Origin of the sequence: Streptomyces sp. NPDC052773 (assembly GCF_044547145.1) — a bacterium.
GTDB lineage: Bacteria > Actinomycetota > Actinomycetes > Streptomycetales > Streptomycetaceae > Streptomyces.
This window is the reverse complement of sequence record NZ_JBITZX010000005.1, coordinates 14,123-28,052: the sequence shown is the minus strand read 5'-3', so window position 1 is coordinate 28,052 and position 13,930 is coordinate 14,123. Positions and strand designations below refer to the sequence as shown.

Here is a 13,930-nt window from a genome sequence, read left to right as displayed (position 1 = left end):
CTCTGCGACGCACAGACGCGCTCTGTGGCGCGGCGGGGGGAGGTCACCGGTGGGGTCGGTGAAGATCGAGCTGGCGGATGCGGTCGCGGCACTGCGCGATGAACTCCTGGCGGCTCACGCACGCGGGGCGGGTGCCGAGATCGCGTTCGACGTGGGGCCCATCGAGATGGAGTTCGCGGTCGAGCTGCGCCACGACGCCAAGGGCAACGGCGGATTCAAAGCTTGGGTGGTCACCGCCGGCGCGGAGGCGAGTGCCGGGCGGACGCGCACGCACCGGGTCACGGTGACGCTCACCCCGCGCCGGGCGGACGGCAGGGACCTGCCGATCCACGGCGACCCCGACCGGCCCCAGGGACCGGGGGACGTGTCCGCACGCATCCCGAACTGACACCACCGCTCGGCCGGAACGACACGGTGCACTGGGGGGCAAAGCGTGGACGACAGGCGTGTGATCGGGGTGGACGGGGTGACAGGCCCCGGGTCGGGTTTCGTGATCAGCCGCAGCCTTCTGCTGACCTCGGCCCACGTCGTCCCGGGGGTCGGCCGGGAGGTGACCTTCTTCCACCCCGGTGAGGAGGGGCGGTACACCGCCACGGTGGTCTGGCGGGGCACACCGGCGGGCATGGACGACGCGGCCCTTCTCCTGGCCGAGACGGCCTACCAGGAGGGGAAAGGAGCCGCGGTGTCCCCGGCACCGGTCCGCTGGGGCCGGCTGGTCACGCACCAAGCCGAGGTCCCCTGCCAGACCGTGGGGCTGCCGAACATCGTCCAGCGCGAGGAGCAGCCGCGCGACCTCTACCGCGTGACCGGCACGGTCAACCGCACGGACCGCTCCGTCAACAACCGCCACCTGATGCGGGTCGGCGAGCGCTTCGGCGGCACCCCCGACCGTATGCAGGCCCCCTGGGGCGGCCTCTCGGGTGCCGCGGTCTTCTGCGAGGACGTACTCATCGGCGTCGTGGCCACCGACTTCGACTTCGCCCGATTCGGCAACACCCGTCTGGAGATCTCACCCGCCTACGTCTTGCTGCACGACCCCGCGTTCCGCAGCGTTCTGGCCGAGCACGACGTGCCGGCACGGCTGGAGCCCGCGGAGTGGCAGAGCCTGTACCACCGGCCCGCGCGGCCGGTCCCCGGCCCCTCTCCCGCAGCGCTGCTGGACGCCCACAGGGCGGTGGTGCCCTTCCGCGGCCGTGCGCGGCTGCTGGACGAACTCGGCAGCTGGTGCGACCAACCCGGTGTGGGGATACGCCTGGTGCACGGCCCCGGCGGGCGGGGCAAGACGCGCCTGGCCATGGAACTCGCCGGCCGGCTCGAAGCGGAACGCTGGACTGTCGTATGGCTCAATAATGAGGATGCCGACGACGCCGCCGTAGGGAAGCTGGCGGACGCGGCCGTACCCCTCCTGGTGATCCTGGACGACGCCGAGACCCGCCTCGGCCGGCTCACCCTGCTGCTGCGCGCCCTCGCCGCGCACCAGGGGAGCACACCGTTCAGACTGCTGCTCCTCGCCCGTACCCGAGGAGACTGGTGGGACTTGGCCCGTCGCGGCGCGCAACCTCCGGCCCGGGATGTGGTCGAAGCGGCGCCCGTGACCGCCTTGCCCCCGCTGCAGCCGCACGGAACCGACATCCGCAAGGCATACGGCCAGGCAGTCGACAGCCTCTCCGGTGCCCTCCAGGAGAGGGACCGCCTGGGGGACTGGTCCACCATCGCCGGGGACCTGAAGAAGTCCTTCCGGGACCGGCTCCGCTCCGCCGAGGGCCTTCAGGAGGCGCTCACCCTGCACATGACGGCGCTCGTCGATCTGCTGGACGCCGGGACGCTGGGACGGGCCCATGACATCGACTCCTCAGGGCTGTCGCTGGACGAGCGGCTGCTGGAGCACGAGATCACTTACTGGGAGAAGGCCGCCGATCGCTCCGGAATCGAGATGAGACCCCAGGACCTTCCCCTGGTGCTGACCACCGCGTTCCTATGCGGTGCGCACGACCGCCGGCAGGCGGACAGCCTGCTGAGCAGCGTGCCGGTGCTGTCCGGCCTGCGTGTCGGGGACCTGTACGCGGTCAGGGACTGGATCAGCGCTCTCTACCCGCCTCGGGATGGCGGGATCTGGGGAGAGCCCCGCCCGGACCGCCTGGCCGAGTACTTCATCGGCCGGCAGCTGCGCGACGATCCCGTCCTCGTGGACGATCTGCTCGACAAGGGGGGACTGACCGCGGCGCAGACCACTCGTCTGCTCACCGTCTACGCCCGTGCCGCCGCCCACCCCGCCCACCGCGACGTGCTCGACGCCGAACTCGCCGCCCTGTGCGTACGCCGCAAGGACACCCTGCTCCCGGTCGCGGTGGACGTCGCCACGCGGGTGGAGCGCCCGGAACCGCTGGTGTCCGCCCTGAGGCAGCTGGCCACCGACGCGACTGCTCAGGACCTCGCCGACCTCGCCGACCGCCTGCCGCGGCCCACCCACAGCCTGGGGCCGCTGGCCGTCGAGGTGACGCAACGGCTCGCGGCCGTCCACCGCGAGCAGTACGAGGCGGACCCCGCCCGCCTGGCCGACCTCGTCAGGACGATGCGACGGCTCACCGGCCGCCTGACCGACGTGGGACGGGCCAGAGAGGCCTTGGCGGCGGCGGAGAAGTGCAGCGAACTGGCCGCGCGGCTCGTCGAGCAGGACCGCCGTACCCACCTCCCCGAACACGCCGCCGGCCTCATCAACCTGTCGATCGCTCTCAGCAGCGTCGGGGAGCGGGAGAAGGCGCTCAGCTGCGCCGACAAAGCGGTGCGCGAATACGAGCAGTTCATCAAGGAGACGGACGCGCCGCCGTCCGCCGTCCACCTGAGTGAACAGTCCCACGCGCTCAGCGCCCTCTCCACCGCCCAAGGCGAGCTCGGCCGCTTCGGCGAAGCGCTGAAAAACATCGCCAGGGCCGTGAGCATCCGCCGCGACCTGGTGGAGCAGCACGGCGAGACCTACCGGCCCGCCCTCGCCGACGCGCTGAACAACCAGGCCATCTGGCTGAAGGATTCCGGACGCCCCGGAGAGGCCGTGCGGAAGAGCAAGGAGGCCGTGGCGCTGTACCGGGCGCTGGCCGAGCAGCGCCCGGACGCCTTCCGTTCCCGCCTCGCCCTGGTGCTGGGAACGCACGCCAACTGCTTCACGGCCATGGGCCGGCACAAAGAAGCGCTCGCGGCGACCGAGGAAGCGGTACGCATCCGCCGCCGCCTGGCCGACGAGGACCGCGAAGCCCATCTCGCCGACCTCGCGCTCAGCCTCAACTCCCAGGCGAACACTCTGGACGACGCCGGACGGTACGGGGATGCTCTTCCGGTGGCCGCCGAGGCCGTGAAACTCTACGAGAAGCTGGCGGAGCAAGACCCGTCGGCGCACACCCCCCAGCTCGCGGGGAGCCTGAACACATACGCCAACCAGCTCAACTCCATGGGAAAGACCCGGGAAGCGTGCGAGGCCGCCGAGAAGTCGGTCGGTCACTACCGGTCCCTGGCCCGGAAGGAACCGGGGGTCTTCACGACGGATCTCGCCATGAGCCTGAACACGTTGTCCATCCAGCAGAGTGCCACCGGACAGCACGAGGAAGCCCTCTCGAGCTCCCGGAAGGCGGTTGCCCTTTACCGTCGGCTGGACGAGCGGCGAGCCGACGCCTTCCTCCCGGACCTGTGCCTGAGCCTCAACAACCTCGCCCTCCGCTGGAAAACCATCGGCAGGCTTGACAAGGCCCTCCCGATCTTCGACGAGGCGATCGGCGTCCAGCGTCGCCTCATCGCGGCCGGCCGCACGGGCCGGGCCCAGGAAGGGCTGGCCATCGCCCTGGTGAACAGGTCCACTTGTCTCCTCGCCCTGGGGCAGACGGAGGCGGCCATCCCACCGGCAGCGGAAGCGGTGAAGCTGCTGCGCCGCCTGTCGTGGAGCGACCCGGACGCGTTCAGGCAGGGGCTCGCCACCGCCTTGTCCCTCCTCGCGCCTCTGCTCACCGCCGCCGGGCACAGAGCCGAGGCGCTGGACAGCTGGGAGGCGCTGGTCAAGGTCCGCAAGACCCTGGCGGCGCGCGACAACGCGGTCCATGGGCCCCAGTACGCCAACGAACTGTTCATGGTGGGCCACCTCCGCTCCCTGTCAGGCCGTCACGGCCCCGCGGTGACCGCCCTGAGAAAAGCGGTGGCCACGTGCCGCAGGCTCGCCCACCACGACCCGGCCCAACACGGCTCGGAACTGGCCGTTTCCATGGCCATGCTTGCCGCCGTCATGACAGAAGCAGGTCGGCGCCGCGAAGCGTTGCCGACCGCCGAAGAGGCGGTCACGCTGCTGCGCGATCGCCACCAGGAGGATCCGGCGCAGCGACCGGTGTTCGCCGACGCGCTGACTCTCCTCGGTCTGCTCAAGTACTGCGTGGGACAGCCGGAGGCGCGCCAAGTCCTGCACCAGGCGGTGGAGGTGGCGCGATCCGTCGCTCCGGAGGTCCAGGGCCCCGTCCTCGTCCGCGCCCTCCTAACTCTGGGTGGCTGCGTCGCGGAACAGGGGAAGACCGCCGAGGGCATGTCCCTCCTCGCGCAGGCGGTCGCAGTCGCCCGGTCCACCCCGGAGGACGCGGTCCAGCAAGCCGCGCTCGCGTCCGGCCTCCGTGGGCTCGCCCTCTACGCCCCACGGGACGAGGAGGGCAGTCGCATGGCGCTCGCGGCCGGCGCGGAGGCGGTGGAGATCTGCAACAGCCTGGTGCGGGCGGACGCCACCGCGTACGAACCCCACCTCGCCGAGACCCTGGCCGTCCACGGCCTTCGCTCGGCTGTGGCGGGACAGTATGCCGACGCCCTTCACGCCACCACGCAGGCCCTCGATCTCAGCCGCCGCCTGGTCGGCACGGACCCCACCGCACACCGCATCCGCCTCGCCGAGGCGCTCTCCGCGCATGCCGAGGCCCGGCTCCTGGCGGATGTCCACCACGAGGAGGCCCGCGAGACCGCGGCGGAGGCTCTGACCCTCTGGCGCGGCGTCTCCCAGGACGAACCCGGACTCGCCGACGCACACCTCTCCCGTGTACTGGACACCCACACACGGCTCTTCGGTGAAGCGCCGGGCTAGCCGGGTCGTGCCTGGTCCACTCGGCCTGTTAAGCGGTGTGGCGCTGGGCCGTCGTCCAGAAGTACTCCACGATCCGGTCCAGGAACTCCTGCCCCGACGCGTCGGAGTCCCGCCCGCCGCCGCCCCAGCTGAGGGTGGCCGTCATGTGCCCCTGGTAGTCCTGGTGCAGTTCCTGGAGGGTGCCCTCCAGGATGTGCTTGTCCAAGGGCACGATCTTGCCCACCGGGCGGACGTACGCCTGCCAGCGCGTACTCACCGCGCTGCGCAGCAGCTCGGCCAGCTTGGCCTCCCGGCCGGTGACCGAGACGAACGCGGGCAGGTCCAGGTCGAGCAGGTCGGCGAGGGCGGCGGACTGGCGGTCGTTGCCGCGCCACTCGTCGTGCTCCTCCATCCGCTGGTACGCCAGCAGCTCCAGCCCGGTCGCCCGCGCGACGTCCTCCGGCGCCAGTCCGCGGGCGATGCGGTGCTCCTTCAGTGTCCGCGGGCTGCCTATCAGCTCCCCCGGGGAGCACCACAGCACGCCCGCGAGCGCGGTGAGCTCCGGACTGCTGGGGCTCGCCACCCCGCGTTCCCAGGCGATCACGAGGTCCGGCGTCACGTACGGCAGTCCGTACGACGCGCGCATGCCGTAGGCGACATGCTCGGGCCCCATGCCCAGTGCCGCCCTGAGTCGGCGGGCGGCGAGGGCGTTGAAGGGCGGGGCGGGCTGGTTCGGCTGAGCTGAGGGTCGGCGCACGATGCATCAAGGTACGGGGGTGTGCGATCCGTGACTACGGTCTGTTCGGCCACAATTACGGATCGTAGGAACGTACGGTTTTGGCCATCGGTGGCCATTACTTGTCGGTCACCCCTTGACGACCGGGTGTGATCTCTTTGGGGACCTTCGGGGGTTACTCGAGGGACTGGGCGGCGGCGCGGGCTTCGGCGGCATCGGCGGGGGCGTTCGCGAGGTCGAAGGCGTGGGCGGCCCGGAGGAATCTGGCGCGGGCCTCGGCGGGACGCTGGGCGTCCCGGTGGGTGAGGGCCAGGTTGAAGAGGGCCGCGCCCGCCCCGTACCAGTCCTCGAATTCCTGGCAGATCTCCAGGGCCTTGTCGTAGGCGTCGATCGCCTCCCCCGCCTTGCCCGTGTCCTGCAAGGCGTTGCCGAGGTTCCCCCACGCGTTGGCCTCGCTGTGGCGGTCTCCGGTGGCCTGGAACAGGTCGCGGGCGCGGGTGTGGGCGTCGACTGCCTCCCTCAGGCGGCCCACTTGCCGCAGCACGGAGCCCAGGTTGTTCCAAGCTCCGGCCTCGCCATGACGGTTTCCGACGGCATGGTGCAGGTCGCGGGCACGGGTGAGGGTCTCGATCGCCGACCCCACCTGCCTCGTCCGCGCCAGCACGATGCCGAGGTTGTTCCACGCCTTGGCCTCCTCATGGCGGTCTCCGACCGTCTCGAGCAGGTCCCGGGCGCGGACGTAGGCGCTGATCGCCTCTTCGGTCCGGTCCGCCTCAGTAAGGGCCATGCCCAGGTCGTTCCATGCGAACGCTTCACCCGGACGGTCTCCGGCACGCTGAGCCGCCTCCTGAGCCGCGCTGATGATCACGATCGTGTCGTCGAAGTACCGACGCCAGTGGAGATACGTCCCCAGACACATGGCCAGACGCCTCGCGGTGTCCGCGAAGCGCTCTTCTCGCACCCACAAGGCCGCCGCCACCAGTGCTGCGCGTTCCGCGTCCAGCCATGCCAGCGCCTGCCGCCGGTCCTCGAACCGCTCTGGTACCGGTCTCCCCGGCAGCCACCGCAACCGGTCATCGGCTGCATCCGCCCACCGGTAGTAGAACCTCAGCACCCGCTCCCGCGCTGCCTCCGCCTCCTCCCGCGCCACCAGGCCCGCCCCGAACGCCCGCACCAGGTCGTGCAGCCGCCACCGCAGTCCGGAAGCGGATGTCCATCGAGACGTCACCAGATGCTTGGCCGCAAGCTCCTCCAGCAGGGACAGCGCGGCATCCGCGTCCAGGGCAGCCAGCGCGGCCACGGCCTCCGTGCCGCTGTCCGCCCCGGGCGCCAGGGACAACAGTCGCAGCAGCCGGGCCTGCTCCGGCGGCAGCCGGCGGTACGACGTCTCCAGTACGGGGCGGAGTACGAGCGAGCGGCCGTACAGATCCATGCCGGGGCTGCCCTTGTCGAGGATGACCAGCGCGTCCCCGACCTCCCTGATCTCGGCCACGAGTGAGGCGATGTCCCGCTGTCGCCGCCTGCGCAGCATCGCGGCGGCGATCTGGAGGGCCAAGGGCAAGTGGCCGCAGAGGGCGGCGAGTTCGAGGAGGGATTGCGGTTCCCGGGACGGGCGGTCGTCGCGCTCGTCCGCGTCGTGGAGAGCGCGGGTGATGAGTGCCGCGGACTCCTCCGGATCGAGCGTTTCCAGGTCGATGACGCGTACGGGGAGGGCGTCCGGGCGGTCCCGCGAAGTGATCAACACGCGGTGGTGGTCCGTGCCGGGCAGGAGCGGGACGTACTGGGACGGGGCCGACGCGTTGTCCAGGATCAGCAGCGTCCGGTCGCGCCGCTCGGCGAGCAGGGTGCGGTACGCGTCGTACTGGCGGGGCGTTGTGGGTGGGAGGTCCGTGCCCTGTACGCCCATCGCGTCCAGCAAGGCCAGGACCGCTTGGTCCGCCGTCACCGGGTTGTCGTCGTAGCCGCGCAGGTCCACGAACAGGAACCCACCCGGAAACCAGCCCTTCGCACGGGCCTGGTGTGCCGCCTCCACCGCGAGAGCCGTCTTGCCGATGCCGCCCATGCCGGTGACTGCGGAGATGAGAAGCGGGGTGCCCTCCTCCGAGGCCGGGGCCAGGCGGGGCAGCAGGCGGTCCAGTTCCTCCGTGCGGCCGGTGAAGCCCGGAGGGCGGGGTGGGAGGGTGGTCGTCGCCACCGGGACCGGGCCGTGGACCGGGGCCTTGCCGGCGGGGTTACTGCTGCTTGCCGATGACGGGGCCGTAGAAGGTGCCGCCCCGGAAGTCGATGTGGTCGCCGCCGGTATGGGGGCCCTCCCGGGAGTCGGAGGAACGGCCGCGTGGGTGGTGCTTGCGCAGTACCTCCACGGCCACCGAGGCCGCCTGGGCGGCGGCCCGCTCCTGGGAGCCGTCGGCTTCGGCCGTGTGCTTCCGCGGGTCCGCGCGGTCGCTGATACCGCGGATCACCAGTGCGTCCAGCTGCCCGCTGAGATGCGCCGCGTGGGCCGCGCCGGAGCCTTCCATCTCGATCGCCGCCGCGTCGTTGTAGTTCGCGCGCAGGTGCTTCGCGATCTCCGACTCGGCGTCGGCCAGGACCACGTCACCCGAGGCGATCGGCTTGAAGTGCGTGCGTACGGCGGACATGTCCCGGACCGCCGAACGCGCCGCCTGCACCAGCGCGTTGGAGCCCGGCCAGGACTCCGGGCGGGACAGGAAGCCGTCCGGTGTCCACTTGCCGCCGTGGATGCCGTACACCTTCGTGCCCACGACGACATCCCCGATCGCGATGTCGTCCTTGAGGCTCCCCGCGACCCCGACGAACAGCACCGCCTCCGGGCGCAGCCAGTCGATCAGCCGGGTGGTGACGGCGGCGGCCGTCCTCACACCCTCGCCGAGTTCGGCCAGGGCGACGTACCAGTCGGTGCCCGCGAGGCGTCCCTGCTCGATGCGGGTTCCGTCGCGGTGGACGAACTCCTCCCGGTCCTCGAGGTGCCGGCGCACGGCGGCGTACTCCAGTGCGAGCGCGGTGAGGACGACGACGGTGGGAACCCTGGGATGTGTCTGTGGCACACCCCTAAAGTACTGGCAAGTGGTCGTAAAGGGCGGGCTGTTGGACAGCGGGGGAGAAGGGCGACGACGTGCCGGACGAGAGTGACGTCACCGCCGGGCAGCTGCTGCTCGCCGAGTACCAGAGCGTCAAGGACGAGCAGAAGGCGCGGATCGGGTTCCGGGACAACCTGCTGTACGTCACCCTCGCGGTCGTCGCCGCCGTCATCGCCGCGGCGGCGCAGGCCAGGCAGGCGTCGATGCTGCTCGCACTGCCGCCGGTGTGCGTGGTGCTGGGGTGGACGTATCTCGTCAACGACCAGAAGATCTCCGCCATCGGGGCGTATGTGCGGGGTGAGCTGGGGCCCCGGCTCGCCCGGCTGGCCGGTGAGGAGTCGGTCTTCCGGTGGGAGAGCTTTCATCGTGGGGACACGCGGCGGGTGGCTCGGAAGGTCACGCAGCTTGTCGTCGATCTGCTCGCCTTCTGTGTCGTACCGCTGAGCGCGCTTGCCGTGTACTGGGCCGGGGATGTCAGCCGTGGGCTGTTGATCATCTCGGTGGTCGAGGCGTTGGTCGTAATCGGGCTTGCCGTGCAGGTCGTGGTGTACGCCCTGCCGTTCGGCGGGAGTGACGACGTGGCATGAGAGGTGATCACGTCGACTTCCGGGGCGGCAACTTCTACGGGCCGGTCACCGGTGTGGCCCGGGCTCCCGCGCCCACCGCGCTGGACTCCCTCCCCGCCAAGGCCGCCGGCTTCACCGGGCGCGACGCGGAACTGGCCCGGCTCCTCGATGCCCTCGACCCGGCCGCGCCCGGCGATCCGCAGCAGGCCGTGCTCGTCACCGCCGTGTCCGGGCTGGGCGGGATCGGGAAGACGGCGCTGGCGGTGGAGGCGGCGTACGCGGCGCGGGAGCGGGGGTGGTTTCCGGGTGGGGTGCTCTTCGTCGATCTGCACGGGCATGACGATGCGCCGGCCACGGCGAAGCAGGCGCTGCGGTCGCTGTTATGCGCTTTGGGCGTGGAGGTCGAGGACATGCCGGCCACAGAGGGCGAACAGGCAGCGCTGTATCGCTCGATGCTGGCGCGGCGAGGCAGAGAGCACGGAGCCGTCCTGGTGCTGGCCGACAACGCGTCGACGCCGCAGCAGGTGCGGCCGCTGCTGCCGGGGGAGTCCCGGCACCGGGTCCTCGTCACCTCCCGGCACCGGCTGCCGCAGTTGGGGGCGCGATTGGTGCCCCTGGACCAGCTCACACCCGAAGCCGCGTACGACTTGTTGGATCTCGCCCTGAGGATCGCCCATCAGGACGACGACCGGGCCGGCCGGGAGAGCAGGGCGGTCGGTCGGCTGGCCGAGCTGTGCGGACATCTACCGCTGGCCCTGCAGATCGTGGCCGCACTGCTCGTGGAGGACCGGGAGAAACCAGTCACCGAGTTGGTGGAAGACCTCACCGCCTCCCATGACCTGCTCGCCCATCTCGATGACGGGGAGCGTAGCGTCCGGGCAGCGTTCGACCTCTCGTATCGGCGGCTTCCCGCCGAGCAGGCGTGGTTGCTGAGGCTCCTCGCCCTCATGCCGGGTACGGAATCGGGACTCGACGTGATCGCGGCTCTCTTCGACGGCGGTTACGGGCAGGCGCGTGCCCTGCTGGTCGAACTCGAACGCGCCCACCTGGTGGAGCAGGGCCAACTCAGAGGCCGCTGGCGGATGCACGATCTGGTCCGACTCCACGCGGCGGGCAAGGCGACCGCGGACGAGCGAGGATCAGTACGGACCAGGGTCCTGGCTCACTACCTCGAGCGTGCCGAGGCGGCCGACGCGCGGCTGCGGGGCCGCGCCGGGCAGCCGTTTCCACAGCTGTTCCGCGATCGTGAGGAGGCGGTGGCATGGTTCGACAGGGAATGCCAGAACCTGGTAGCGGCGACGCAGTGGGCCGTCGACAGGAAGGTCGCCTTCGAGGCGGCCTGTCTCGCCGCCGTCATCGCCGAGTACCTCGAATGGCGGCGCCGCTTCGAAGAGGGTGTCATCGTCCACCGCGCCGCCCAGGTCGCCGCCGGTCGAGCGGGGGACCGGCAAGGTGAAGCCGCCGCTTGGAACAGGATGGGTATCGCCCTGCGAGGGACGGGCCGCCTGCGCGAGGCCTGGAAGGCACACCAACGTGCGGGTGACCTGTACCACGCACTGGGCAATCGGATCGGCACAGCGATGGCGGCGTCCAATCTCGGTACCGTCCTGTCCGGCGTGGGACATGTGGACGAGGCGGTCGAGGCATTCCAGACGGCGCTCCGGCTGTTCCGCTCCATGGGAGACCGGCACAGCGAGGCCGGCGCATGGAACAACCTCGGGCTCATACTCCGCAAGGCGGTGCGGGTGGACGAGGCGCTGGCGGCCCTGCGCAGGGCCCTGGACCTCTACCGAGAGACGGGGGACAGGCCACGCGAAGGACGGACCTGGCACAACTACGGTGTCGCGCTCAACGCGCGCGGCAGGGTGACCGAGGCCGTCACGGCATGCCTCAACAGCCTCGAAATCTGCGAGGAGTCGCAGGACTGGCACGGTGCAGGACAGACACTCTGTGCCCTGGCTCTCGTCCATGACACCGCCGGTGATCCGGCACGGGCCCGCGACCACTGGCTGCGGGCCGCCGATGCCTACGAGCGTGCGGGTGCCGACAGGGAGGCCGCCCAGGCTCGTCGTGCTGCTCGGCTCAACGGGCCCGCACCCACCGATAAACCAACTCCGGCCTCCCCACCTGCCCGTACAACGGACTCCGCCCCGCCCTCCCCGCATCCACCAGATGCTCCAGATACCGCCGGGCCGTGATCCGCGAGATCCCCACCGCCTCGGCCACCCCGGCCGCCGTGAGCCCTTCCTCCGCCTCCCGCAGGGCGATCGTCACCCGCTCCAGCGTCGGTGCGCTCAAGCCCTTCGGCAGGGCGGCCGGGCCGGGGGCGCGCAGGGTGGCCAGGGCGCGGTCGACCTCGTCCTGGCCGCTCGCCTCGCCCGCCGCGCCCCGGAACTCCGCGTAGCGGACCAGCCGGTCCCGCAGCGTCGCGAAGGTGAAGGGTTTGAGGACGTACTGCACGACTCCCAGCGAGACGCCCTCCCGGACGACCGCCAGGTCACGCGCCGACGTGACCGCGATGACGTCCGCGTGGTGGCCGGCCGCCCGCAGGGACCGGGCCAGTTGCAGGCCGTGCACATCCGGGAGGTGCAGGTCCAGCAGCAGCAGGTCCACGGGGGTGCGGTCCAGCGCGCGGCGCGCCTCCGCGCCCGTGTGCGCCGTGCCGACGGCGACGAAACCCGGGACCCGGCCGACGTACATCACGTGCGCGTCGGCGGCGACGGGGTCGTCCTCCACGATCAGGACGCGGATCGGCTCCTGGTGGGTCATGCCAGGCCTCCCGGCACCGCCGCGGCCCGCAGCGGCAGGCGGGCCTCGAACTCGGCGCCCCCGCCCTCCGCCTCCGTCACCGTCAGGTTCCCGCCGTGCCGGTGCACCGCCTGGCGGACCAGGGCCAGGCCCAGGCCACGGCCCCGGCCGCCGGGGCCGGTCGTCGCCGGCTTCGTCGAGAAGCCGCGCTGGAAGACCAGGTCCGCCTGCGACGGGTCCACGCCCGCGCCGGTGTCCGACACCCGCAGCACCAGTTCGCCGTCCTCCGTGTACGCCGCGACCGTGACCCGTGCCCGCACACTGCCCTGGGCCGCGTCGACCGCGTTGTCGATGAGGTTGCCGAGGATGGTGACCAGGTCGCGGGAGGACAAGTCCTCCGGCAGCACGCCGTCGTCGAGGCGGCTCTCCGCCGACACCTCCAGTTCCACGCCCCGCTCGTTGGCCTGGGCCGTCTTGCCGAGCAGCAGTGCGGCCAGGACCGGTTCGCCGACCGCCGCCACCACCTGGTCCGTCAGCGCCTGCGCCAGTTCCAGTTCGGCGGTGGCGAAGGCGACCGCCTCCTCCGCGCGGCCCAGCTCGATGAGGGAGACGACCGTGTGCAGGCGGTTGGCGGCCTCGTGGGCCTGGGAGCGCAGGGCCTGGGTGAAGCCGCGCTCCGAGTCCAGTTCGCCCATCAGGGACTGGAGTTCCGTCACGTCGCGCAGGGTCACCACCGTGCCGCGGCGTTCACCGCCCGACACCGGTGAGGTGTTCACCACCAGGACCCGGTCGGTCGTCAGGTGCACCTCGTCGACGCGCGGCTCCGACGCCAGCAGCGCCCCCGTCAGCGGGGCGGGCAGGCCCAGCTCCGCCACCGAGCGGCCGATCACCTCCCCGGACACGCCCAGCAACTCCCGGCCGCCGTCGTTGATCAGCGCCACCCTGTACTGCCCGTCGAGCATCAGCAGTCCCTCGCGTACGGCGTGCAGCGCGGCCTGGTGGTAGTCGTGCATACGGCTCAGCTCGGTCGCGTTCATGCCGTGGGTGTGGCGGCGCAGGCGTGCGTTGATCACGTAGGTGCCGATCGCGCCCAGGGCCAGGGCCCCCGCGGCCACCCCCAGCAGCGCGGTGAGCTGGCCGCGGACCCGCTCGGTGATCGCCTCGACCCGTATGCCCGCGCTGACCAGGCCGATGATCCGCCCGTCTCCCTCCCCGTCCCCGTCCACCACGGGGGTGACCGCGCGGACGGACGGGCCGAGGGTTCCGGTGTACGTCTCGGTGAACGTCTCGCCTCGCAGGGCGCGCTCGGTGTGGCCCAGGAAGGGCCGCCCTATCTCGCTCTCCCGGGGGTGGGTCCAGCGGATGCCCCGCGGGTCCATGATCGTGACGAAGTCGACCTCCGTGTCCCGCATGACCCGCAGGGCGTACGGCTGGAGCGCGGCCGTCGGGTCCGGGGTGCGGATCGCCTCCCGTACGGACGGGGAGTCGGCGACCGAGCGGGCCACTGCCGCGGCCTGGCGGCCGGCCGCCTCCTCGGCCTGGCGGCGGTCGCTGACGTAGGTGAAGAACGCGTACCCGGCGACGACCACCGCGATCAGCACGGCCTGCATGGCGAAGAGCTGGCCGGCCAGGCTGCGGGGGCGGGGGACGGGCGGGATGCGCATGGCCTCAGTCTGCCTCTCCGTCGAAGTGTGAACTAAATGAA

Annotated in this window: 9 protein-coding genes; 4 read left to right on the top strand and 5 right to left on the bottom strand. The window is 71.5% G+C overall.

Annotated features, from left to right (window positions below; translation table 11 throughout):
• The first annotated feature begins 49 nt into the window (after positions 1-49).
• Positions 50-388 carry a trypco2 family protein gene (locus tag ACIG0D_RS12905; RefSeq protein ID WP_399799357.1) on the top strand — a complete coding sequence of 113 codons (339 nt, stop codon included), beginning with the start codon at positions 50-52 and terminating at the stop codon, positions 386-388.
• A gap of 45 nt (positions 389-433) precedes the next feature.
• On the top strand, positions 434-5,098 hold the full coding sequence (locus ACIG0D_RS12900) for a hypothetical protein (RefSeq protein WP_399799355.1): 4,665 nt from the start codon (positions 434-436) through the stop codon (positions 5,096-5,098).
• 28 nt (positions 5,099-5,126) lie between these two features.
• On the opposite strand, the gene ACIG0D_RS12895 is transcribed toward ACIG0D_RS12900, so the two are convergent.
• From ACIG0D_RS12895 to ACIG0D_RS12885, 3 genes are all read right to left on the bottom strand, one after another.
• Positions 5,127-5,834 (bottom strand): helix-turn-helix transcriptional regulator, encoded by a 708-nt coding sequence (locus tag ACIG0D_RS12895; protein WP_365764483.1) that lies wholly within the window; start codon positions 5,832-5,834, stop codon positions 5,127-5,129.
• A 154-nt stretch (positions 5,835-5,988) separates the two neighbouring features.
• Positions 5,989-7,929: a tetratricopeptide repeat protein gene (locus tag ACIG0D_RS12890; protein ID WP_399800269.1), complete on the bottom strand. Its 1,941-nt coding sequence runs from the start codon at positions 7,927-7,929 to the stop codon at positions 5,989-5,991.
• Positions 7,930-8,044: 115 nt separating this feature from the next.
• Positions 8,045-8,878 (bottom strand): 5'-methylthioadenosine/S-adenosylhomocysteine nucleosidase, encoded by an 834-nt coding sequence (locus ACIG0D_RS12885; RefSeq protein WP_399799352.1) that lies wholly within the window; start codon positions 8,876-8,878, stop codon positions 8,045-8,047.
• A 68-nt stretch (positions 8,879-8,946) separates the two neighbouring features.
• Between ACIG0D_RS12885 and ACIG0D_RS12880 the strand changes: the two genes are divergently transcribed.
• Entirely contained in the window at positions 8,947-9,498 is a 552-nt protein-coding gene (locus ACIG0D_RS12880) for a hypothetical protein (protein WP_399799350.1), read from the top strand.
• 53 nt (positions 9,499-9,551) lie between these two features.
• The gene (locus ACIG0D_RS12875; protein WP_399799347.1) at positions 9,552-11,675 is read left to right on the top strand and encodes an ATP-binding protein; all 2,124 of its coding nucleotides are present in this window, start codon (positions 9,552-9,554) and stop codon (positions 11,673-11,675) included.
• On the opposite strand, the gene ACIG0D_RS12870 is transcribed toward ACIG0D_RS12875, so the two are convergent.
• Both ACIG0D_RS12870 and ACIG0D_RS12865 read right to left on the bottom strand, forming a co-directional pair.
• Complete coding sequence (locus ACIG0D_RS12870) at positions 11,560-12,246, bottom strand: response regulator (protein ID WP_399799345.1); 687 nt, start codon at positions 12,244-12,246, stop codon at positions 11,560-11,562. The genes ACIG0D_RS12875 and ACIG0D_RS12870 overlap by 116 nt on opposite strands.
• Complete coding sequence (locus ACIG0D_RS12865; protein ID WP_399799343.1) at positions 12,243-13,889, bottom strand: ATP-binding protein; 1,647 nt, start codon at positions 13,887-13,889, stop codon at positions 12,243-12,245. The genes ACIG0D_RS12870 and ACIG0D_RS12865 overlap by 4 nt, the downstream gene beginning before the upstream one ends.
• Positions 13,890-13,930: the final 41 nt, after the last annotated feature.

Excerpts from the sequence above, each read along its gene's own strand:
- ACIG0D_RS12870 (WP_399799345.1), bottom strand. The coding sequence starts at position 12,246 with ATGACCCACCAGGAGCCGATCCGCGTCCTGATCGTGGAGGACGACCCC.
- ACIG0D_RS12865 (WP_399799343.1), bottom strand. The coding sequence starts at position 13,889 with ATGCGCATCCCGCCCGTCCCCCGCCCCCGCAGCCTGGCCGGCCAGCTC.